Here is a 20,784-nt window from a genome sequence, read left to right as displayed (position 1 = left end):
GATGTTCTCGGCCCGGTCACCGGGTGAGAAACCCAGGTCGTCCGAGATGCCGTGCCGGACGTTGTCGCCGTCGAGAAGGTACGCGGTCCGGCCCGCGTCGACGAGCGTCCGTTCGAGCGCGACCGCGACGGTCGACTTTCCGGACGCGGGCAGCCCGGTGAGCCAGATGGTGGCGCCCCGCTGCCCGGTCGCGGACCAGCGTCGATCCCGTTTCAGCGACGACGGATGCCACTTGATGTCGTGCCGGGTCTGCTCGCCAGGAACCACTTCGCGGGTGTCGCTGACGGTTCCGGCGCCGACGGTGTCGTTGCTCTGCTCGTCGATGAGGATGAACGCACCCGCGTCGCGATTGGTGGCGTACGGGTCGGCGAGCACCACCGTGCTCGTCCGGAGCGTGATTCGGCCGATGTCGTTGAGGGCGAGTTCGCTGGGGGAGTCGTGTTCTTCGAGGGTTTCCGGGTCGAGCCGCGTGTGCAGCTCCTGCACCGTGGCGCGCACGGTGCGGCTGGTGTGCTTGAGGGCCACCCGGTCGCCCGCCCGCAGCGGCGTCTCGCTCAGCCAGCACACGGTCGCGTCGATCTCGCGGGCCGGGACGGGTGCGGTGGCATCGGTCGCCGCACTGACGACGAGGTCGCCGCGGGCGACGTCGACGTCGTCGGCGAGTTCGAACGACACCGACAGCGGCGCGACCGCGACGGCCCGGTGCGGATCGAGGGTGTCGAGGGCGGTGACCGTGCTGCGGGAACCGGCAGGCAGCACCACCACCTCGTCCCCGACGGACAGGGTGCCCGCCGACAGCCGGCCGGTGTAGCGGCGCCGCTGATGGTCCGTGGGACGCGCGACCCACTGGATGGGCAGTCGCAGTTCGGACGCGACGGCCGACGGCGCGGCGAGTTCCACGCCTTCGAGATACTCGAGGAGCGTGGGCCCGTTGTACCAGGGCGTCGAATCCGACCGCGTGACCACGTTGTCTCCCCGGGTGGCGGACACCGGGATCACCGTGACGTCGCGGCCGCCGAGGCGCTGCGCGAGCAGGCCGAGTTCGGATTCGACTTCCTTGAACCGGGTCTCGTCGAAGTCGACGAGGTCGATCTTGTTGACCACCGCGACCAGGTGCGGGACGCCGAGGAGGTCGGCGATCCGGGCGTGGCGCCGGGTCTGCCGGAGCACCCCGGTGCGTGCGTCCACCAGCAGCACGGCCACGTGGGTGTTCGACGCCCCGGTGAACATGTTGCGGGTGTACCGTTCGTGCCCCGGTGTGTCGGCGAGGACGAAACTCCGGGTCGGCGTCGAGAAGAAGCGATAGGCGACGTCGATGGTGATGCCCTGCTCGCGTTCGGCCCGCAGACCGTCCGAGAGCGCGGCGAGGTCCGCCTCACCGTCGGCGTTCGTCACCGCCTCGAGGTGGTCGGTGGGCAGGCTTCCGGTGTCGTGGAGGAGGCGGCCGATGAGGGTGCTCTTCCCGTCGTCGACGCTGCCCGCGGTGGCGAGTCGCAGCAATTGGCGAGGCCGGCCGGTGGTGGTCATCAGAAGTACCCCTCGCGCTTGCGGTCTTCCATCGCGGCAACGGAAGTCCTGTCGTCGGCCCGGGTTTCCCCGCGTTCGGAGACCGTGGCCGCGGCGATCTCCTCGATCACGCCGGCGACGTCGCCGGCATCCGAACGCACCGCGCCGGTGATGGTGAGGTCCCCGACCGTGCGATACCGCACCCGGAGCCGTTGCACCAGTTCGCTTTCGGTGGGCAGCGTGTACTCGGACAGTCCGAGCAGGATGCCGTCGCGCTCGAACACCTGCCGTTCGTGGGCGAAGTAGATCGACGGCAGTGCGAGCTTCTCGAGTTCGATGTAGCGCCAGATGTCGAGTTCGGTCCAGTTGCTGAGCGGGAACACCCGGACCTGCTCGCCGCGGCGAATCCGCCCGTTGTACAGCGACCACGGCTCGGGCCGCTGCGAACGCGGATCCCACTGCCCGAACTCGTCGCGGAAGCTGAGTACCCGCTCCTTCGCGCGGGCGCGTTCCTCGTCTCGGCGCGCGCCACCGAAGGCGGCGTCGAAGCGGTGCTCCTCCAGGGCGTCGAGTAGGGTCCGGGTCTGCAACCGGTTCCGGGACGTGCCGGGACCGCCCGTTTCGGTGACGCGGCCCTTGTCGATCGACTCCTGCACCGACGCGACGATCAGCCGGTGACCGTCCTCGGCGAGCCTGCGATCGCGGAATTCGATCACCTCGGGGAAGTTGTGCCCGGTGTCGACGTGCAGGACGGGAAACGGCAACGGGGACGGCCGGAACGCCTTCTCCGCCAGCCTCAGCAACACGATCGAATCCTTGCCTGCCGAGAACAGCAGCACCGGTCGCTCGAGTTCCGCGACCACCTCGCGGATGATGTGCACGGCCTCCGCCTCCAGCGCGCGGAGTTCGTCGACGTGTGCGTCCGTGTCGGTGGACGGTGCGGCGGTCACAGCGGAAGTCCGTTCGCGGCGGCCTCGGACCGGTATCGCTCGACCCACTCCTTGGAGCGGCCGTCGCTCTGCCGTTTCAGCGGCGGCGGGGGCGCGAGATCGGCGTCGAGGCCGAGTTCGACGAGCACCTTCGCCGCCGTCGCCTGCGGGGCCGCGACGAGATCGTCGAAACTGATGTCGATGTGGTCGAGGCCCTCCGTCTCGAACCAGTTGCGCCACTGCACATCCTGATCGCGGAGGATGCGGACGAGGTGGGCGATGCCGTCCGCGTGGTACTCGGCGCCGTCGTGCGGGGCCGGCGGGGTGGCGTCGTCGCGCCACACCTGGGTCTGCACCGCCCGCCACATCGATACCGCCTGCGCGACGACGTCACGCCGGTAGACGTGGATGAAGGCGAGGTCGCGGTCCAGGATGTCGCCGAGGGCGGACCGCAGGTCGTTGCCGGACCGGTCCGGAAGTCCGGCGGCGCGGTCGAGGACGAGCGGCACCTGGTTCCACATCAGCTTGCCGCCCCACACGCCGTTGGGGGTGCGCCCGACGCTGAGCAGTTGATCGCGCCACTGCTCCGCGGTGCGGGTGTCGGCGGTTCCCGGTTCGAGCGGGGCGAGCAGGGAGAGCACCGTCTCGTCGGTGACCGACTCGAACCATTGCCGTGGCTGCGGTGACCGGCTGGTGGACGGCAGGTACTGGAAGAACTCCTCCGGGTTGCCTGCCACGGTCGTGGCACGAAGGGATTCGACGAGCAGCGTGCTGCCGCTGCGCTGCGACGCGCAGACGAGATATGAGCGTGGCTCCGACATGCCGGAAACTATAAGGGCGAAATTCGGTGCCGCAATCGGGACGAAATCGAATTTGCGTGATGGAAACACTTGATTTATCCGCGGCGGTCGATTTGTCGGATCCGGCGTCGTGGCGGTGCGTTGATCGAGCAGCTCAGGGCAGTTTTCGGGAACGCCGATCCGGTTCGCTCGTCGCCGGAAGAATGGCGTAGCGACAGGCGAATATGAATCAGGCTGATTTTAACGACCGAAATGGACTCTGCCGTGGTCAGCCTTTTCGGCAGATGAGGACCGGACACCGGGCGTGGTGGATGAGGCTCTGGCTCGTCGAACCGACGATCGACGCGGTGAACGGATTTCGCCCGTGGCTGCCGACGGCGATCAATTGCGCGCCGAAGGAGTACTCGAGGAGCACCTTCATCGGCCCGCCGCGCTCGAGGCAGCGGGTGACCTCGACATCGGGATACTTCTCGCGCCACCCGGCGAGGCTCTCGGCGAGCCACGCCTCCTCGTGCTGCACCAGATCGGACCAGTCGGTGAAGCGGCGTTCCTCCGAATACCACGCACCGAGGGTGGAATGCTCGGCCCACGTGTGCACCGCGACGAGGGGAGCGCCGAAGAACGCCGCGAACTCGAACGCATGGGCCACCGCCATGTCGCTGAGTTCGCTTCCGTCCACACCGACCACGACGGGACGCGTCTCGCTGACCTCGTGGCCCTGGATGCCGCGCCAGACGACGACGGGGCATTCGGCTCGATTCGACACCCGGACCACGTCGGAACCGGCGACCACGGATTTCATCTCACTCGTGGCCGCGGGCCCGAGAACCAGCATCCGGGCCGTCTTGGACAGTTCCACCAACGCGTGGGCGGGTGGGCCGGGATGGGTACTGCGCTCCACTTCCAGGTCATGCTGCCCGTTCAGGACGATGCGCTCGGCGGCGTCGAGGAACTCATCGCCTTCAGGGTGACCGTCGCCGCTCCCGGAATTCGGATGCTTGGGTAACACGTGGACGAGGCGCAGCGGCTCCTCGAAGCGCCGCGCGGCGGAGGCAGCCCACGCCGCCGCCTCCAGTGCGCCGTCCGATCCGTCGATGCCTGCCACGATGCCGCGTCGAATCCGTGCTGTGCTCATGGGGGGTGCTCCTCACCTCCATTCCAGTTTGATCCAGGACGGCGGCGACGCGCCAGAGGTAAATCGGCAGGCGGCCGATCCCGGTGCGATCGACGTGGTCCGCGGGGATACTCGGGTGACCGGCGAGCGAAGACGAACCGAAGGGGCGACGGACCACATGGCGAAGCGGACGAGCGGCTCGAACGGGGGACGAGGAGACTCTCCCTCGCAGCTGATAGATGCGCGCATCGAGGAGCTGGGTGACTGGCGGGGCGAGGTGCTCGCCCGGATCCGGGCTCTCGTCACGCAGGCCGACCCCGACGTGGTCGAGGAGTGGAAGTGGCGAGGGGTCCCGGTGTGGTCGCACGACGGAATGGTCTGCACCGGTGAGACGTACAAGAACGCCGTGAAGGTGACGTTCGCGAAGGGCGCGTCGCTGGACGACCCGGCCGGTCTGTTCAACTCCAGCCTCGAGGGCAACACCCGGCGCGCCATCGACTTCCACGAGGGCGACACGGTCGACGAGAAGGCGTTCCAGGCGCTCGTTCACGCCGCCGTGGCGCTGAACACCTCCTGAGGTATGGGGCAAGGGACACCTCCTGGGGTATGGGGCAAGGGGTTTCGCTCGCCGAGGCACCGGTTCACCTGGGGTTTCCCTCCGTTTCGGTGGTGCGGTGAACCGGAGGCGCGGGTGAACCGTGTGTACTGCTGGGAGGTGGTGACCGATGCCGGATGCCCAGACGGAGCTCATGCACGCGCTGTACGAGGAACATGCCCCGGCAGTGTGGCGGTATGCCCTCCGGCTGACCGGCGACCGCGCCCGCGCCGAGGACATCGTGCAGGAGGTACTGCTGCGCGCCTGGAAGCATCCGAACGTCCTCGACCAGTCGGAGTCCTCGGCTCGGGCGTGGTTGTTCACGGTCGCCAGGAACCTCGTGTTCGACGAGCACCGCAGTGCCCGCTCCCAGCGTGAGGTCGGGATGAGTTCGACACCCGAACGGGCGGCCCCGGACGGTTCGGAGGGCGCACTCGACGCGTGGATGATGGGGGATGCGCTGGCCCGGCTCAGTGCCGACCATCGTGCGGTCCTCGTGCTCGGCTACTACCGGGGGATGTCGACCCACCAGATCGCCGGCGAACTCGGGATACCGGAGGGAACGGTGAAATCCCGCATGCATTACGGATTGCGGGCGCTTCGATTGGCTCTGCAGGAAATGGGGGTGACCCGATGACGCTCGACGACTTCGAGTCGCACGACGATCCCTACGTCCGCTGGGACGCCGCCTATGTGCTCGGTGCCATGTCCGGCGCGGAACGGCGCGAGTACGAGGCCCACCTCGCCCACTGCGCACAGTGCTCGCAGGCCGTGTCCGAATTGGCGGGCATGCCCGGTCTGCTCGCCCTGATCACACCGGAAGAAGCGTTCGGCACGCTGTCCGACGGCGCGCCGGAGGACGAGGAGATGCCCGCACCGCGGGTGCTGACCGGGCTGGTGGGCACGGTGCGGCGGCGCCGACGCCACCGGCGAGCGGCGACGGCCCTCGCAGCCGCGGCCGCCGTGATTGCCGTGGCCGTCCCCGTCGGGGTGCTGGCGACCCAGGACCGGACACCGGACGCCCCCGTCACGGCGCTGCCGGTCCCGGACCGGGGGAACACCACCGAGGCTGTGTTCGCACCGGTGGTTCCGACGACGATCACCGCGAGCGCGTCCGTCGTGTCGACGTCCTGGGGCACGGTGATCTTCGTGGAGTGCTCCTACGAGGACACGTGGCCCGGTGACGGACGCTACGGCGCCGACACCGAGGGGTACGCGCTGACCGTGACCGATCGCTCCGGAGTGGTCACCACCGTGGCCACCTGGACCGGGGAAGCGGGGCAGACGGTGCGGCCCACGGCCACCACCAGCCTGCCCGTCGACGCGATCGCGAGCATCGATGTGCGATCCGACGACGATCATCAGGTATTGCTGACCACGGCGTTGTGAGCGGGCCGCAGGGAGCCGGCCCGGTTTCCGTACTCTCTGCAGGCTCGACCGCCGTGTCTCGCTCGTCACGACCGTTTACGCAAAAATGTTCTGCCACCGGTGAACCCGGCCGGCACGTGGTTCGTGTGTATATCCAGTGGGTGATCACAGTTCGCCCCATCCGATCCACGACACGGGGGTCTGCCGATGAATCTCACGCATCACGAGCCACGGAAAACCGGTCGGAGCATGCGCGTCGCCGACCACATCGTCGCGGTACTGGCCGCGGAGGGGGTCGAGCACGTCTTCGGTGTCGGAGGCGCGAACATCGAGGACCTGTACGATGCGCTGCACCGCTCCCCGGACGTCGAGGGTGTCGTCGCCAAACACGAGTTCTCGGCGACGACCATGGCCGACGGATACGCCAGAACCTCGAACCGGACAGGTGTGGTCGCCGCGACGTCGGGCGGCGGCGCGCTCAATGTGATCGCCGGACTCGGTGAGGCGTTCGCGTCCCGGGTGCGCCTGCTGGCACTGATCGGGCAACCGCCGACGTCGCTCGAAGGGTCGGGCGCGTTCCAGGACACGAGTGGGCTGGCGGGGTCGATCGATGCGTACCGGTTGTTCGGCGAGGTGTCGCTGTACTGTGCGCGCGTCGAATCACCGCTCGACCTCGACCGCCAACTCTCCGAGGCGCTCGCCGCGGCGCGTCGCGGCGGACCGGCAGTACTGCTGCTGCCGAAGGACATTCAGCAGGCGATCGGCGAGTTCCCGGAACCGCACCGAACGGTTCCGGCCGCACCGTGCGCTGCCACCACGGACGTCACGCGGCTCGCCGAGGCCCTGCGCGACGACTACGGCCGTATCACCGTCATCGCAGGCGACGAGGTCGCGCGGGCAGGCGCGCGAGGGGAACTCGCGGAACTCGCGCACGTGCTCGGGGCGCGAGTGGCCGTCACACCCGACGCGAAGGACGTGCTCGACCCGGCGGCGCCGGGACGACTCGGGATCACCGGCGCGATGGGGAACCCGGATGTGATCGAGGCACTGCAGGATTGCGACCTCTGTCTGCTCGTCGGCACCCGACTGCCGGTGATGGCACGGGGAGGGCTCGACACCGTACTGGAGAAGACGCTGGTGTACAGCGTCGGGTCGGCGACGCCGTATGTGCAGGCCCAGCACGTCCCGACCCGGGATCTACGGGCGACGCTGCGCGGACTCGTCGCCGACATCGGACCGGCAGCCTCACCGGTACCCGTCGCGCATTGCGATCCGACTCCGATCGACGTACCTCGATCGGGCACGTCGGGCCTGCGCTACACGGATGCGGTGACAGCGCTCGCCGCGGCGCTGCCCGACGGCGCCGACGTGTTCGCGGACGCCGGGAACACGGGCGCCGCTGTGGTGCATCACCTTCCGGTCGCGAGTGCAGGCCGGTTCGTGGTGGCGCTCGGAATGGGCGGGATGGGCTACACCTTCGGCGCCGCGATCGGTTCCGCGTTCTCGCGGGGCCGCCGCACGTTCGTGATCGCCGGCGACGGCGCGTTCTACGCGCACGGACTCGAGATCCACACGGCCGTCGAGTACGACGTGCCGGTCACGTTCGTCGTATTCAACAACAACGCCCACGCGATGTGCCTCACGCGCGAACAGGTGTATTACGAGGGCGCCTACACCTACAGCCGGTTTCGTCCCGCCCGCATCGCGGCCGGAGTCGGCGCACTGCTCCCCGGACTGCCGTGCCACACGGTCGACACCCACGCCGCCCTGGCCGACGCGCTGCGGTCCACGACGGAGTCGACGGGACCCGCTGTCATCGAGGTCGTCTGCGACCCCGACGAACTACCGCCGTTCCTGCCGTTCCTGACCGCACGCGGCACAGCCGAGAAAATCGAACCCCGAGAAGGAGCACGCCGATGACCGCCCACGAGATCGCACCGCTGCCCGACCTTCCCGCCGACCTGCCGGGCCTCGTCCGCATCGAGACCTCGGACCGTCACGCGACGACACCGATCATCATGGACATGTTGAGGTCGGTGTACCCGCACGACCAGGTGTTCGGAAAGTACTGCACCGTACAGGAATACATCGACTGCCCGCCGGACGAGGTGTTCCGCTACCTCTCGCACACCCGGAGCCTCGAGGAATGGACGTACAGCCTGCGGGGATTCACCCCCGCAGGAGAACCCGGGCTGTGGCTCGCGTACGACCGGCTGGGCGACACGACCGAGATCTACACGCGCACCGTGGCACACCCCGCCGCGATGACCGTCGACTATCACTGCGCCTGGGACCAGGGGACACACCTGTGGATGGTGTACCTCATGCGGGTGGTGGACGCGCGCACGGTCCTCGACGTCGACGGATCCGTCGTGCTGTGGACCAACTGCCGCCACCCGTTCTACGACGAGAATCCCTACCCCGAGACCGCTCCCGCGGACCGGGTTCCGTGGGTGGGCGACTTCTGGGAGATGTTCGCCGCCGGACACCAGCTCGAGATGAGCAATCTCAAGGCGATCTGCGAATACCGATGGGCGAACGACCTGCCCGTGACCCCGACCTGGATGAGTGAGTGAGACATGGACACCGTCAGCCTGATCGACATCGCCGGCTACCTGCCCGAGAACCGGTTGGGAGCAGACTATTTCGCCCAATTCGCCGCCTCCGACCGACTCGCCGAGAACATCATGTTCCGGGCGCCGAAATTCCGTCACCACATCGCGAGCGACGAGAACGCCGTCGACATGGCCGAACGCGCGGTCGCCCCGCTGATCGAACGGAACGGCTCCGAACTCGTCTCCAACGTGGACATCCTCATCACCCACACCCAGCTGCCGGACGTCCCGGTCCTGGGCACCGGCGGAGAACTTGCGCGCCGGCTGGGGATCACCCCGGACTGGGTGGTGGACCTGCACAACGGGGGCTGCGCGTCGTTCGTGTACATGATCAAGCTGGCGCGGCAGATCATGCAGACCGGTGACGCCTCGACCGCCCTGATCGTGTCGGTGCAGAACAGTGCCGGTCAAATCTTCACGCAGTCGGACGTGCGCGTGCTGGCGCAGTCGGCGGTGCCGGGTGACGGCGCGGGAGCGTGCCTGCTGGTGAAATCGCAGGCCGGGCCAGTGCTCGGACTCGAATGCCGGACCTACCCCGAGTTCGCCGGGGACATGACGGCCGCCGTCGATCCGCCGCGCAAGTACTGGGAGGCGGGAACCGGCCAATTGCACATCGGGTTCACCGAAACGAAGATCGCGAAGGTCTTCGCCCGCGGGAACCGACTGGTCCCCGAGGTGGCGCTCGCGGTGTGCAAGCAGATCGGCATCACCCCGGACGAGATCGACACCCTGGTCACCAACCAGCCCAACCGGCTGTTCCTCCGCAACTGGCGGGACGCACTCGAGCTTCCGGCGGAACGACACCCCGACACGTTCGACGAATGTGGGAACCTGTTCGGCGCCGCGATTCCCGTCACCCTCGACCTCGAGAACCAGGCGGGCCGGATCCCCAACGGCTCCCTGGTGATGATGTCCGCCTTCGCGCACGCGGGCGACTTCGCCGGCGCCGGGGCCATCCGATGGGGCGCCGCCCCGGTGGGGGTGTGAGATGACCGCTCCGACCCTTGCCGGCCCCGGCGTGAGATTCGATCTCGCGCTGAGCGAGAACCCCTTCGCCCCACTGCCCTCCGTGCTCGCCGCGCTCGACGGTGTCATGCGTCAGGCGCATCGGTATCCGGAGTTCCTGCCCGACCGGCTGGTCGGGGTCATCGCGGATCACGAAGGGCTCGACGCCGATCAGATGGTGGTGGGCGAGGGTGCCACCGGCGTCGCCCTGCAGATCATGCGCTCCGTCGCCGGGCCGGGGGAGCGGATCGTGTTCACCGCCCCGACATTCGACGGGTACCCGATCCTCGCGCGGATCGCGGCCCTCGACGCGGTGCCGGTACCGATCCGAGCGGACGGCGGGCAGGATCTGGCGGCGATGGCGGCCGCGATCGACAACCGCACCCGGCTCGTCGTCGTGTGCCGCCCGCACAACCCCACCGGAACCCTCGTCGGCACCGCCGAACTGGCCGACTTCCTCCGCCGGGTGCCGGAGCGGGTGGTCGTCGTTCTCGACGAGGCGTACGTGGAGTTCGTCGACCACCGACTGGTCCTGGACGCGCACCGCATCGTCGCCGAACATCCGAACGTCGTGTTCCTGCGCACGTTCTCCAAGGCCTACGGTCTGGCCGGGTTGCGGATCGGATTCGGCTTTGCGAATGCGGCTCTGGCCCGGCGGATTCGAACGCTGCAACTGCCGTTCGGGATGGTCAGCGCCGCCGTTCCCGCGGTCACGGCGTCGTACGCCGCCGAACACGAACTCCGCACCCGGGTGTCCGCCATCGTCGCCGAACGTGAGGAACTGTGGCGCACGTTGCGGGCGGCGGGAATCCCGGTCCCGCGCAGTCACGCCAACTTCCTGTACGTCCCCGGATCGGGAGTCGGCGACGCACTCGCCCGTGCCGGCATCCACGCGCGCACGTATCCCAACGGTGACGTGCGGATTGCGGTCGGGAACCCGGACGCCGGGCGTGCRGTGGTCGCCGCGCTCAGGCCGACAGTGCTCGGTAGCGCCGCAGTTCCGCGTGCGACTGCGAGTAGCGGTCGAGCATGACGTCGAGCAGTCGGGTGTGTGGTCCGATGGTGGCCGCGTAGGTGATGCCGGGCCCGCAGGACTCCGCGGCGCGGCTCAACCGGTCCGTGAGCAGTCCCGGCGCAAGGAACCACGGTGCGATCACGATGCGTTCGGCGCCGTTCCGCCGCAGCGTCGAAATCGCCTGCTGCACCGTCGGTTCCGCCGCGGTGGCGAAGCACGTGACCGCGCCCGACCATCGGGTGCCCGCGACGACCGCCCCCGCCAGTGCGCGCGTGCGGTCGTTGGCAGCCGGGTCGGAAGAACCGACCGCGGCGAGGACGATCCCGAGTCCGGACTCGCCGGTCGCACCGACGGCTTCGCCGATCCGGCCCCGGACGGCCTCGACCAGCCGGGCATCGTGCCCGAGAACGTCGGCCTGCCGGACGTGCAGGTGGGGATGACGGAGGCGGGCGGCATCCAGCAGAGCGGGAAGGTCGACGCGGGCGTGGAACGCGCTGCCCAGCAGCATCGGCACCACGACGGCGGAGGAATGACCCTCGGCGGCGACCGCGTCGATCACCTGGTCCACGGACGGCGCGTTGAGGTCGAGGAAGCACAACCGGACGTCGAGGTCCGGGCGCCGCTCCCGGAGCGCCGACACGGCAGCCGCCACCACCCGCGCACTGCGGGGGTCGCGACTGCCGTGGGCGACAGCGATCAGCGGAGTCATCGCACTAGACGCGCTCGCCGAGCTCCACCGCCGCGATGGCATCCCCGACGAGGCCGGCCGCGAGCGTGTTGCCGCCGGCGGGATCGATCAGCAGGAAGCTGCCGGTGTGGCGGTTCACGGTGTAGTCGTCGGCGACGATCGGCTCGGCGACACGCACCGAGATCTTGCCGATCTCGTTGAGCTCCAGCGACTCCGGGGCGGCCTCCGACGTGAGCTCCTGCTCGTTGAAACGCTCGACGAGCGTGCCCACGATGGCCTGCGTGGTGCGGGTGCCGTGCTTGAGCAGCAGGCGGGCACCGGGACGCAGCGGCTTCTCCGCCAGCCAGCAGACGGTCGCGTCGAACTCGCCGAGCGGCTCCGGGGCGTCGGCGGGCGAGGCGATGACGTCGCCGCGGGAGACGTCGACGTCGTCGGCGAGCACGAGAGTGACGCTGCGGCCGGCGTGCGCGCTGTCGAGTTCGCCGTCCGCCGTGTCGATGCGCGTGACCGTGGTGCGGACACCCGACGGCAGGATCACGACCTCGTCGCCCGGGGTCACCTCACCCGCGGCGACCTGTCCGGCGTACCCGCGGTAGTCGGGGAACTCGGCGGTCCGCGGACGGATCACGTACTGGACGGGGAACCGGAGACCGACCCGGTGGGGTTCGGCGTCGACCGGCACCGACTCGAGGTGCTCGATGAGGGTGGGGCCGTCGTAGTACGGGGTGTTCTCCGAACGCACCGCGACGTTGTCGCCGCGCAGGGCCGACACCGGGATCTCGACGACGTCCTCGGACGCCCAGCCGAGGGAACTGGTCAGCGAGTTGAACTCCGCCGAGATGGTCGCGAACACGGTGGCCGGGTCCTCGACGAGGTCGATCTTGTTGACGGCCAGCACCAGCTTGGGGACGCCGAGCAGCGCCAGAACCGCGGCGTGCTTGCGCGTCTGCGAGATGACACCCTTGCGCGCGTCGACCAGCAGGATCACCAGCTGCGCGGTGGACGCACCCGACACCGTGTTCCGGGTGTACTGCACGTGCCCGGGAGTGTCGGCGAGGACGAACGAGCGGCGGGGCGTCGCGAAGTACCGGTACGCCACGTCGATCGTGATGCCCTGCTCACGCTCCGCGCGCAGGCCGTCGACCAGCAGCGACAGGTCGGGGGTGGACAGTCCCTTGTCCACCGACGCCCGGGTGACGGCGTCGATCTGATCGGCGAGAACCGATTTCGTGTCGTACAGCAGACGGCCGACGAGGGTCGACTTGCCGTCGTCCACACTGCCGGCGGTGGCAAGCCTCAGAAGGTCGCTCATGATCAGAAATAGCCCTCTCGCTTGCGGTCTTCCATGGCCGCTTCGGAAACTCGGTCGTCGCCGCGGGTTGCGCCGCGCTCGGTCAGCCGGGACGCCGCGACCTCGGCGAGGATCGCCTCGTTGTCGCCTGCCTCGGAAAGAACTGCGCCGGTGGTGGACCCGTCGCCGACGGTGCGGTACCGCACCGACAGCGTCTGCAGGTCTTCACCCTCGGACGGTCCGCCCCACACGCCGGGCGTCATCCACATGCCGTCGCGCTGGTACACCTCGCGCTGATGCGCGTAGTAGATGCTGGCCAGTTCGACGTTGTCGCGGGCGATGTACCGCCAGATGTCGAGTTCGGTGAAGTTGCTGAGCGGGAAGACGCGGACCTGCTCACCGGGGGAGTGCTTGCCGTTGTACAGGTTCCACAGTTCGGGGCGCTGCTTCTTCGGATCCCACTGGCCGAAACTGTTGCGCAGCGAGAAGATGCGTTCCTTGGCCCGGGCCCGCTCCTCGTCGCGGCGAGCGCCACCGAAGACCGCGTCGAAACGGTTCTCGGAGATCGCGTCGAGCAGGGGAACCGTCTGCAGCGGGTTCCGGATCCCGTCGGGACGCTCGGTGAGCCGGCCGTCGGCCAGGTAGTCCTCGACCTTCGCCACGTGCAGGCGCAGGTTGTACTTGGCGACGACGTGATCGCGGAAGTCGAGGACTTCCTGCAGGTTGTGACCCGTGTCGACGTGCAGCAGCGCGAACGGCAGCGGCGCCGGCCAGAACGCCTTGATCGCCAGGTGCAGCAGCACCGTGGAGTCCTTGCCGCCGGAGAACAGGATCACGGGGCGTTCGAACTCGCCCGCGACCTCACGGAAGATGTGGATCGCTTCCGACTCCAGCGCATCGAGCGTGTCGAACTGCGTCCCGTCCAACTGCGGCCGGGCCGCGGCTTCTGCGAGGGAAGTGGAGATGTCGATGGTCATGAGGCGTGCAACCCGCATTCTGTCTTGGCCTGACCGGCCCAGCGACCGCTGCGCGGATCGCTGCCGGGGGCTGGCTTGCTGGTGCACGGAGCGCACCCGATGGACGGATAGCCCTCGTCGACGAGAGGATTCACCAGAATCGAGTGCTCGTCGATGTAGGACTGCATGTCTTCGTCGGACCACGCGGCGATCGGATTGATCTTCACCAGACCGAACGCGTCGTCGAACGAGATCAGGGGGGCGTTGGCGCGGGTGGGGGCCTCGACCCGGCGGATGCCGGTGACCCACGCCTTGTAGCCGGCGAGCGTCTTCTTCAGCGGGGCGACCTTCCGCAGTGCGCAGCACCGGTTGGGTTCGCGGGCGAACAGGTCCTTGCCCTCCGCCGCGTCCTGTTCGGCGACGCTCGCCTCGGCGCGCGCGTTGATGATGTTGACGCCGTACACCTGCTCGACGGCGTCACGGGTGCCGATGGTCTCCGCGAAGTGATAACCGGTGTCGAGGAACAGCACGTCCACGCCGGGATGAACCTGGGCGGCGAGGTGGACCAGGACGCCGTCCTGCATGTTCGAGGCGACGATGTAACTATTGCGATACCCCGTCGCTTCGCTCGCCCCGCTCCCGAACGTCTCTTCCGTCCACCGCAGCAGTTCGTGCGCGGAGGCACCCTCGAGACTTGCCGCCCCCTGCGCGGCAAGGAGCCGAAGGTCGTCCTGTGTGGCTGTCGCGAGATTCAACGCAAGTCTCCTTCGTCTGCGCGCACGACCCATTCCGCGAAGCGTTCACCCTCGTTGCGGTGCTTCACGAAGTGCCGGACGACGCGATCGATGTAGTCACCGAGTTCGGCGCTGGTGACCTTGTGCTGGCGAAGCTTCCGGCCGAAGGCCGAATCGAATCCGAGGCTGCCGCCGAGGTGGACCTGGAAGCCCTCCACCTGGTTGCCTTCGCCGTCATCGACGAGCATTCCCTTGAACCCGATGTCCGCGACCTGCGAGCGGGCGCAGGAGTTGGGGCAGCCGTTGATGTTGATCGTGATCGGCACGTCGAGCTGCGCGTTGATGTCGGCCAGCCGCTGCTCGAGCTCGGGAACGAGTACCTGCGAGCGCTTCCGCGTCTCCGCGAACGACAGCTTGCAGAACTCGATACCCGAGCACGCCATCAGGTTCTTGCGCCAGTGCGACGGACGTGCGGGCAGACCCACCTCGTCCAGGTCGGCGATCAGCTGCTCGAGCTTGTCGTCGGCGACGTCGAGGATGATCAGCTTCTGGTACGGCGTGAAACGGATCTTGTCGCTGCCCGCACGCTCGGCGGCGTCCGCGACCTTGGCCAGGATCGTGCCCGACACGCGACCCGCGATGGGGGCGACACCGACGGCGTTGAGGCCGTTGCGGGTCTTCTGCACACCGACGTGGTCGATCGGCCGGGTGGGCTTCTCCGGCGCGGGGCCGTCGATGAGCTTGCGCTTCAGGTACTCGGTCTCGAGGACCTCGCGGAACCGCTCGATGCCCCAGTCCTTCACCAGGAACTTCAGGCGCGCCTTGTTCCGCAGCCGGCGGTAGCCGTAGTCGCGGAAGATCGACACGACGGCTTCCCACACGTCGGGAACCTCGTCGAGCGGCACCCAGACGCCGACGCGCTGCGCGAGCATCGGGTTGGTGGACAGGCCGCCGCCGACCCACAGGTCGAGGCCGGGACCGTGCTCGGGGTGGTTGACGCCGACGAACGCGACGTCGTTGATCTCGTGCACCACGTCCTGCTGGCCGGAGATCGCGGTCTTGAACTTGCGCGGCAGGTTGGAGTACTCGGGCTTGCCGATGTAGCGGCGCACGATCTCGTCGATCGCGGGAGTCGGGTCGAGGACCTCGGACAGCGATTCGCCTGCCAGCGGTGAACCGAGGACGACGCGGGGGCAGTCGCCGCACGCTTCCGTGGTCTTGAGACCGACGCCTTCGAGACGCTTCCAGATCTCCGGGACGTTCTCGACCTCGATCCAGTGGTACTGGACGTTCTCGCGGTCCGAGAGGTCGGCGGTGTCGCGGGCGAACTCGGTGGAGATCCCGGCGATGGTGCGCAACTGCTCGACGTTCAGGGCGCCGGCGTCGCAGCGGACCCGCATCATGAAGTACCTGGCTTCGAGCAGGTCGATGTTCTCGTCACCGGTGAACGTGCCGTCGTAGCCCTGCTCGCGCTGGGTGTAGAGACCCCACCAGCGCATGCGGCCCCGCAGGTCGCCCTTGTCGATGCTGTCGAAGCCCTGCTTCGAGTAGATGTTCTCGATGCGGGTCCGGACGTTGAGCGGGTTGTCGTCCTTCTTGGCCTGCTCGTTGGCATTGAGGGGCTCGCGGTAGCCGAGGGCCCACTGGCCTTCGGCACGTCGCCGGGCCGGCTTCGCCGTGCGCGTGCGCGCGGGTGCTGCCTGGGCGGCAGCGGGGGAGGCGTCGGTGGTCGACGTCATGGAGCACTCCTGAATCTCACGATGCACCGGCTGAGGCCGAGGAGGAGGGCTGATCCTCGCTCGGGGCATTCGAATCCGGCCGGAAGTCGAGAAGAAAGATGAACGGGCTGACAGGCTGAATTACTGCGCGAGACAGGGCAGACAACAACAGCTGCAGACACGCTTGAGATCGACGTGACGACGCGCCACAAGTCGCACTCCGGGTCCGGTCATGTCGACCATTGTGCCACGTCAGATCGCTCACGCAGAGCCGGGCACCGATTTCCACCATTTTTGCGGGAAATATCACGACGAGGGGCGCGCGACGGTCGGGTGGTCACGGAGGCGAGCCGACCATCGATACCGGAGGCGAGCCGACCATGGACACCGGAGGCGAGCCGACCATGGACACTGGTGGGGTGAGCGGATTGAGTACTTCCACGGTCGGTCGCGGCGAGGCGGCGGCATTCGCGCTGCCCGAGAGCGCCCTCATCGGTGTGGGGAGCCGCCCGTTCGGGATCTACGTGCACGTGCCTTTCTGTGCCACACGCTGCGGATACTGCGATTTCAACACGTACACGGCCGGTGAGCTGGGGACGTCGGCGTCGCCGCAGTCGTGGATGGAGGGGTTGCGCCGCGAACTCGACCTGGCGGCGCAGATGACGGGCGCCCCGGCCGTCGACACGGTCTTCGTCGGCGGCGGCACGCCGTCCCTGCTCGGCGGCGACGGCCTGGCGGACGTCCTCGGTGCGGTCCGCTCGAGTTTCGGGCTCGCGGACGGCGCCGAGGTGACCACCGAGTCGAATCCGGAGTCCACGTCGCCGGAGTTCTTCGAACGGTTGCTCGCGGGCGGATTCACGCGGATCTCGCTGGGCATGCAGTCGGCGGCGCAGCACGTGCTGAAGGTCCTCGACCGCACCCACACGCCGGGGCGGGCGGTGGCGGCGGCGCTGGAGGCGCGGGCCGCCGGGTTCGGGCACGTCAATCTCGACCTCATCTACGGGACGCCGGGGGAGCGCGACGAGGACCTCGACCTGTCGCTGGACGCGGTGCTGTCCGCGGGCGTGGACCACGTGTCCGCGTACGCGCTGATCGTCGAGGACGGCACCGCCCTGGCGCGGAAGGTGCGCCGCGGGGAACTGCCCGCGCCCGACGACGACGTGCTCGCGTCGCGGTACGAGCGGATCGACGCCCGGCTCGCCGAGGCGGGCCTGACCTGGTACGAGGTGTCGAACTGGGCGCGCGAGGACGCGGCCTGCCGGCACAACCTGGGCTATTGGGACGGCGGCGACTGGTGGGGCGCCGGGCCGGGCGCGCACAGCCACGTCGGCGGTGTGCGCTGGTGGAACGTCAAGCACCCGGCGCGCTACGCGGACCAGCTGGCGGCGGGAAGCCTGCCGGTCGGGGGCAGCGAGCAGTTGACGGACGAGGACGTCCACGTCGAGCGGGTGATGCTGACGGCGCGGCTGCGCACGGGACTTCCCGTGGCGGAACTGGACGACGCCGAGCGGCGCGCGGCCGAGAGGGTGGTCGCCGACGGACTGCTGGTGCGTGCGGGGGAGCACCTGGTGCTGACCGACCGCGGACGGCTCCTCGCCGACGCCGTGGTCCGGACGGTCCTGCGCTGAGACGCTCCCGTCTCAGGCCGTGACGATGCCGGGCATCTCGTCGTAGTCGAACACGCGGGCGTGCAGCACGACGCGGTTCCGCAGCGCCGAGCGCACCGCCCGGTGCAATCCGTCCTCGAGGTAGAGCACGCCGTGCCACTGCACCGCGTGCGGGAACAGGTCGCCGTAGAACGTCGAGTCCTCCGACAGCAGCCGGTCGAGTTCGAGAACCTTGGTCGTGGTGACGATCTCGTCGAGCCGCACCTGCCGCGGCGGGATCTTGGACCAGTCGCGCAGCGACAACCCGTGGTCCGGGTACGGCTTGCCGTCCATGACACCTTTGAAAATCATCGCCTCGTCATCCGCCCGTGGTGGTTGCCTCTGCTCGTCTCCGCCCACCACAGTAAGGCCTGAACCGGTATCGGCGACGCGACGATTAGACTGGACCGAGCCGAGACGCACGTGCATCTGCGCGTAGCTCAGGGGATGTGACGGCCGACCCGAACGAAGGTTCGGTGACGTCGCTGCTCGTGACGATCGAGAACTGGAGGTGGACGGCGATGTCGAGTACGGACGACAGACGGTTCGAGGTTCTCCGCGCCATCGTCGCCGACTACGTCTCGACCCAGGAGCCGGTGGGATCGAAGGCGCTGGTCGAGCGGCACAATCTGGGTGTTTCCAGTGCGACGGTGCGCAACGACATGGCGTTCCTCGAGAGCGAGGGCTACATCGCCCAGCCGCACACGAGTTCGGGCCGTGTCCCCACCGACAAGGGTTACCGGCAGTTCGTCGACCGCATCGCCGACGTGAAGCCGCTGTCGACGGCGGAACGCCGCGCGATCCTCGATTTCCTCGAGTCCGGGGTCGACCTGGACGACGTCCTCCGGCGCGGTGTGCGCCTGCTCGCGCAACTCACACGCCAGGTCGCGGTTGTGCAATATCCCACACTCTCGGCGTCGTCCGTCCGCCACCTCGAGGTGGTCGCGCTGACCCCCGCGCGGCTGCTGCTGGTGCTCATCACCGACTCGGGCCGAGTGGATCAGCGGATCGTCGAACTCGGCGACGTCCTCGACGACGAGGACCTGGCGCGGCTCCGCGGACTGCTCGGCGGCGCCCTCGACGGCAAACGGCTCGCGGCGGCGTCCATCGCCGTGTCGGAGCTGGCCGACGAGGCCCCCGAAGATCTGCGCGACGCCGTGATCCGGTCGGCCACCGTGCTGGTGGAAACGCTCGTCGAGCATCCCGAGGAGCGGCTGGTCCTCGGCGGCACCGCGAACCTGACCCGCAACGCGGCCGATTTCACGGGAATCAGCGGATTCCCCGGTTCGCTGCGTGCGGTCCTCGAGGCGCTCGAGGAGCAGGTGGTGGTGCTCAAGCTGCTGGCCGCCACCCAGGACGCGGGCACGGTGACGGTGCGGATCGGCGAGGAAACCCAGGTGGAGCAGATGCGCGGCACCTCCGTCATCTCGACCGGCTACGGTGCGGCGGGCACCGTGCTCGGCGGAATGGGCGTGCTCGGACCTACCCGGATGGACTATCCGGGAACAATCGCGTCGGTGGCAGCCGTTGCGAGATACATCGGCCAGGTGCTCGCCGAGCGGTGACGGCCGGCCCGGCGACAGCGCCGCGCGTGGACAGCGCGCACGGACCAGTGGCGAGATAACGAAGCAGAGAAGGACGAGAGACTCAACGTGGCACGGGATTACTACGCAACGCTCGGCGTCGATCAGAAGGCGACCGATCAGGAGCTCAAGCGCGCGTACCGCAAGCTTGCGAGGGAACTGCATCCCGACGTGAACCCCGACGAGGCGGCGCAGGCCCGGTTCCGGGACATCTCGACGGCCTACGAGGTGCTGTCGGACCCGGAGAAGCGCCGCATCGTCGATCTCGGCGGCGACCCCCTGTCCTCGGGCGGCGGCGGAGGCGGTGCCGGCTTCGGCGGCGGTTTCGGTGGCGGCCTCGGCGACGTGTTCGAAGCGTTCTTCGGCGGCGGAGGCGGTGCGGGCCGCGGGCCGCGCGGCCGCGTCCAGCCGGGCGCCGATTCACTGCTGCGCACCAAGCTGACGCTGGCGGAGTGTGCGACCGGCGTCAGCAAGCACGTCACCGTCGAGACGGCGATCCTGTGCGACAGCTGCACCGGTTCGGGCACCAACGGCGATTCCACGCCGGTGCGCTGTGAGACGTGCGGCGGCGCGGGCGAGGTCCAGTCCGTGCAGCGTTCGTTCCTCGGTCAGGTCATGACATCCCGGCCGTGTCCCACCTGCCGCGGCGCGGGCGAGACGATTCCCGACCCGTGCCACAAGTGCGGCGGCGACGGCCGGGTGCGCGCCCGCCGCGACATCACGGTGAAGGTGCCCGCCGGCGTCGCGGGCGGCATGCGGATCCGGCTCGCCGCGCAGGGCGAGGTCGGCCCCGGCGGCGGACCCGCAGGCGACCTGTATGTCGAGGTGGTCGAGCAGGCGCACGAGGTGTTCGTGCGCGACGGCGAAGACCTGCACTGCACGATCCGGGTTCCGATGATCGACGCCGCCCTCGGCACGACCGTGACGATCGACACGATCATCGACGGTCCCAAGGAGATCACCATCGAGCCGGGCACCCAGCCGGGGTCGGTGACGGTCCTGCGCGGGCACGGCATGCCGAAGCTGCGGTCCGGCATCCGCGGCGACGTGCACGCGCACCTCGAGGTCGTGGTGCCGTCGCGCCTCGACCACAAGGAGACGAAGATTCTCCGCGAGCTCAAGGACCTGCGCGACCGCGACGTCGCCGAGGTCGTCTCCACCCAGTCCCAGCACAGCGGCGGATTGTTCTCGCGCCTGCGTGAAGCGTTCAGCGGTCGCTGA

21 protein-coding genes are annotated in these 20,784 nt (G+C 68.8%); 10 read left to right on the top strand and 11 right to left on the bottom strand.

The genetic code is table 11. From position 1 onward, the window contains the following. The 4 genes from AC1DWT_RS37060 to AC1DWT_RS37045 all read right to left on the bottom strand — a co-directional run. The coding region (locus AC1DWT_RS37060; protein ID WP_477924438.1) for a GTP-binding protein at nucleotides 1-1,527 on the bottom strand (1,527 nt) is incomplete at its 3' end. Then, nucleotides 1,527-2,456, bottom strand: coding sequence for a sulfate adenylyltransferase subunit CysD (gene cysD / locus AC1DWT_RS37055; RefSeq protein WP_072946609.1), 930 nt, complete (start codon nucleotides 2,454-2,456; stop codon nucleotides 1,527-1,529). The genes cysD (AC1DWT_RS37055) and AC1DWT_RS37060, both read right to left, overlap by 1 nt. Continuing rightward, entirely contained in the window at nucleotides 2,453-3,256 is an 804-nt protein-coding gene (stf0, locus tag AC1DWT_RS37050; RefSeq protein WP_206012714.1) for a trehalose 2-sulfotransferase, read from the bottom strand. The genes cysD (AC1DWT_RS37055) and stf0 overlap by 4 nt, the downstream gene beginning before the upstream one ends. 247 nt (nucleotides 3,257-3,503) lie before the next feature. Beyond that, nucleotides 3,504-4,370 carry a universal stress protein gene (locus AC1DWT_RS37045; protein ID WP_072946611.1) on the bottom strand — a complete coding sequence of 289 codons (867 nt, stop codon included), beginning with the start codon at nucleotides 4,368-4,370 and terminating at the stop codon, nucleotides 3,504-3,506. A 157-nt stretch (nucleotides 4,371-4,527) separates the two neighbouring features. Here AC1DWT_RS37045 and AC1DWT_RS37040 point away from each other — a divergent pair, with 157 nt between their 5' ends. The 7 genes from AC1DWT_RS37040 (at nucleotide 4,528) to AC1DWT_RS37010 (ending at nucleotide 10,965) form a co-directional block, all read left to right on the top strand. Continuing rightward, on the top strand, nucleotides 4,528-4,926 hold the full coding sequence (locus tag AC1DWT_RS37040) for a DUF1801 domain-containing protein (protein WP_072946612.1): 399 nt from the start codon (nucleotides 4,528-4,530) through the stop codon (nucleotides 4,924-4,926). A 148-nt stretch (nucleotides 4,927-5,074) separates the two neighbouring features. Next, a complete protein-coding gene (locus AC1DWT_RS37035; protein ID WP_072946613.1) occupies nucleotides 5,075-5,581 on the top strand; it encodes a sigma-70 family RNA polymerase sigma factor in 507 nt (168 codons plus the stop codon). Further along, a complete protein-coding gene (locus AC1DWT_RS37030) occupies nucleotides 5,578-6,333 on the top strand; it encodes a zf-HC2 domain-containing protein (protein WP_072946614.1) in 756 nt (251 codons plus the stop codon). Before AC1DWT_RS37035 ends, AC1DWT_RS37030 begins: the two co-directional genes overlap by 4 nt. Nucleotides 6,334-6,519: 186 nt before the next feature. Further along, complete coding sequence (locus AC1DWT_RS37025; protein ID WP_206012713.1) at nucleotides 6,520-8,232, top strand: thiamine pyrophosphate-binding protein; 1,713 nt, start codon at nucleotides 6,520-6,522, stop codon at nucleotides 8,230-8,232. Continuing rightward, the gene (locus AC1DWT_RS37020; protein ID WP_206012712.1) at nucleotides 8,229-8,888 is read left to right on the top strand and encodes an SRPBCC family protein; all 660 of its coding nucleotides are present in this window, start codon (nucleotides 8,229-8,231) and stop codon (nucleotides 8,886-8,888) included. Before AC1DWT_RS37025 ends, AC1DWT_RS37020 begins: the two co-directional genes overlap by 4 nt. Nucleotides 8,889-8,891: 3 nt before the next feature. Continuing rightward, a complete protein-coding gene (locus AC1DWT_RS37015; RefSeq protein WP_206012711.1) occupies nucleotides 8,892-9,914 on the top strand; it encodes a 3-oxoacyl-ACP synthase III family protein in 1,023 nt (340 codons plus the stop codon). Between the two features lies 1 nt (nucleotide 9,915). Continuing rightward, the gene (locus tag AC1DWT_RS37010) at nucleotides 9,916-10,965 is read left to right on the top strand and encodes an aminotransferase class I/II-fold pyridoxal phosphate-dependent enzyme (RefSeq protein ID WP_206012710.1); all 1,050 of its coding nucleotides are present in this window, start codon (nucleotides 9,916-9,918) and stop codon (nucleotides 10,963-10,965) included. Here the strand turns inward: AC1DWT_RS37010 and AC1DWT_RS37005 are convergent. The 6 genes from AC1DWT_RS37005 to AC1DWT_RS36980 form a co-directional block, all read right to left on the bottom strand. Continuing rightward, nucleotides 10,901-11,656: a sirohydrochlorin chelatase gene (locus AC1DWT_RS37005; protein ID WP_206012709.1), complete on the bottom strand. Its 756-nt coding sequence runs from the start codon at nucleotides 11,654-11,656 to the stop codon at nucleotides 10,901-10,903. The genes AC1DWT_RS37010 and AC1DWT_RS37005 overlap by 65 nt on opposite strands. A gap of 4 nt (nucleotides 11,657-11,660) precedes the next feature. Continuing rightward, nucleotides 11,661-12,947, bottom strand: coding sequence for a sulfate adenylyltransferase subunit 1 (locus tag AC1DWT_RS37000; protein WP_072946620.1), 1,287 nt, complete (start codon nucleotides 12,945-12,947; stop codon nucleotides 11,661-11,663). 2 nt (nucleotides 12,948-12,949) lie between these two features. Continuing rightward, nucleotides 12,950-13,903 (bottom strand): sulfate adenylyltransferase subunit CysD, encoded by a 954-nt coding sequence (gene cysD, locus AC1DWT_RS36995; RefSeq protein ID WP_095865187.1) that lies wholly within the window; start codon nucleotides 13,901-13,903, stop codon nucleotides 12,950-12,952. Then, complete coding sequence (locus AC1DWT_RS36990; RefSeq protein ID WP_095865188.1) at nucleotides 13,900-14,670, bottom strand: phosphoadenylyl-sulfate reductase; 771 nt, start codon at nucleotides 14,668-14,670, stop codon at nucleotides 13,900-13,902. Before AC1DWT_RS36990 ends, cysD (AC1DWT_RS36995) begins: the two co-directional genes overlap by 4 nt. Then, the gene (locus AC1DWT_RS36985; protein ID WP_206012708.1) at nucleotides 14,634-16,355 is read right to left on the bottom strand and encodes a nitrite/sulfite reductase; all 1,722 of its coding nucleotides are present in this window, start codon (nucleotides 16,353-16,355) and stop codon (nucleotides 14,634-14,636) included. Before AC1DWT_RS36985 ends, AC1DWT_RS36990 begins: the two co-directional genes overlap by 37 nt. A 120-nt stretch (nucleotides 16,356-16,475) precedes the next feature. Continuing rightward, a complete protein-coding gene (locus tag AC1DWT_RS36980; protein ID WP_369426193.1) occupies nucleotides 16,476-16,568 on the bottom strand; it encodes an Ms4527A family Cys-rich leader peptide in 93 nt (30 codons plus the stop codon). Between the two features lie 146 nt (nucleotides 16,569-16,714). Between AC1DWT_RS36980 and hemW the strand changes: the two genes are divergently transcribed. After that, a complete protein-coding gene (hemW, locus tag AC1DWT_RS36975) occupies nucleotides 16,715-17,962 on the top strand; it encodes a radical SAM family heme chaperone HemW (RefSeq protein WP_241031277.1) in 1,248 nt (415 codons plus the stop codon). Between the two features lie 12 nt (nucleotides 17,963-17,974). On the opposite strand, the gene AC1DWT_RS36970 is transcribed toward hemW, so the two are convergent. After that, nucleotides 17,975-18,292, bottom strand: coding sequence for a type II toxin-antitoxin system VapB family antitoxin (locus tag AC1DWT_RS36970; RefSeq protein WP_005261240.1), 318 nt, complete (start codon nucleotides 18,290-18,292; stop codon nucleotides 17,975-17,977). A 209-nt stretch (nucleotides 18,293-18,501) separates the two neighbouring features. Here AC1DWT_RS36970 and hrcA point away from each other — a divergent pair, with 209 nt between their 5' ends. Next, nucleotides 18,502-19,545 carry a heat-inducible transcriptional repressor HrcA gene (gene hrcA, locus AC1DWT_RS36965; RefSeq protein WP_072946667.1) on the top strand — a complete coding sequence of 348 codons (1,044 nt, stop codon included), beginning with the start codon at nucleotides 18,502-18,504 and terminating at the stop codon, nucleotides 19,543-19,545. A gap of 87 nt (nucleotides 19,546-19,632) precedes the next feature. Further along, the gene (dnaJ, locus tag AC1DWT_RS36960; protein WP_072946628.1) at nucleotides 19,633-20,784 is read left to right on the top strand and encodes a molecular chaperone DnaJ; all 1,152 of its coding nucleotides are present in this window, start codon (nucleotides 19,633-19,635) and stop codon (nucleotides 20,782-20,784) included.

Source organism: Rhodococcus sp. P4_B6 (genome assembly GCF_056402215.1).
This window is presented reverse-complemented; position numbering and strand designations above follow the sequence as displayed.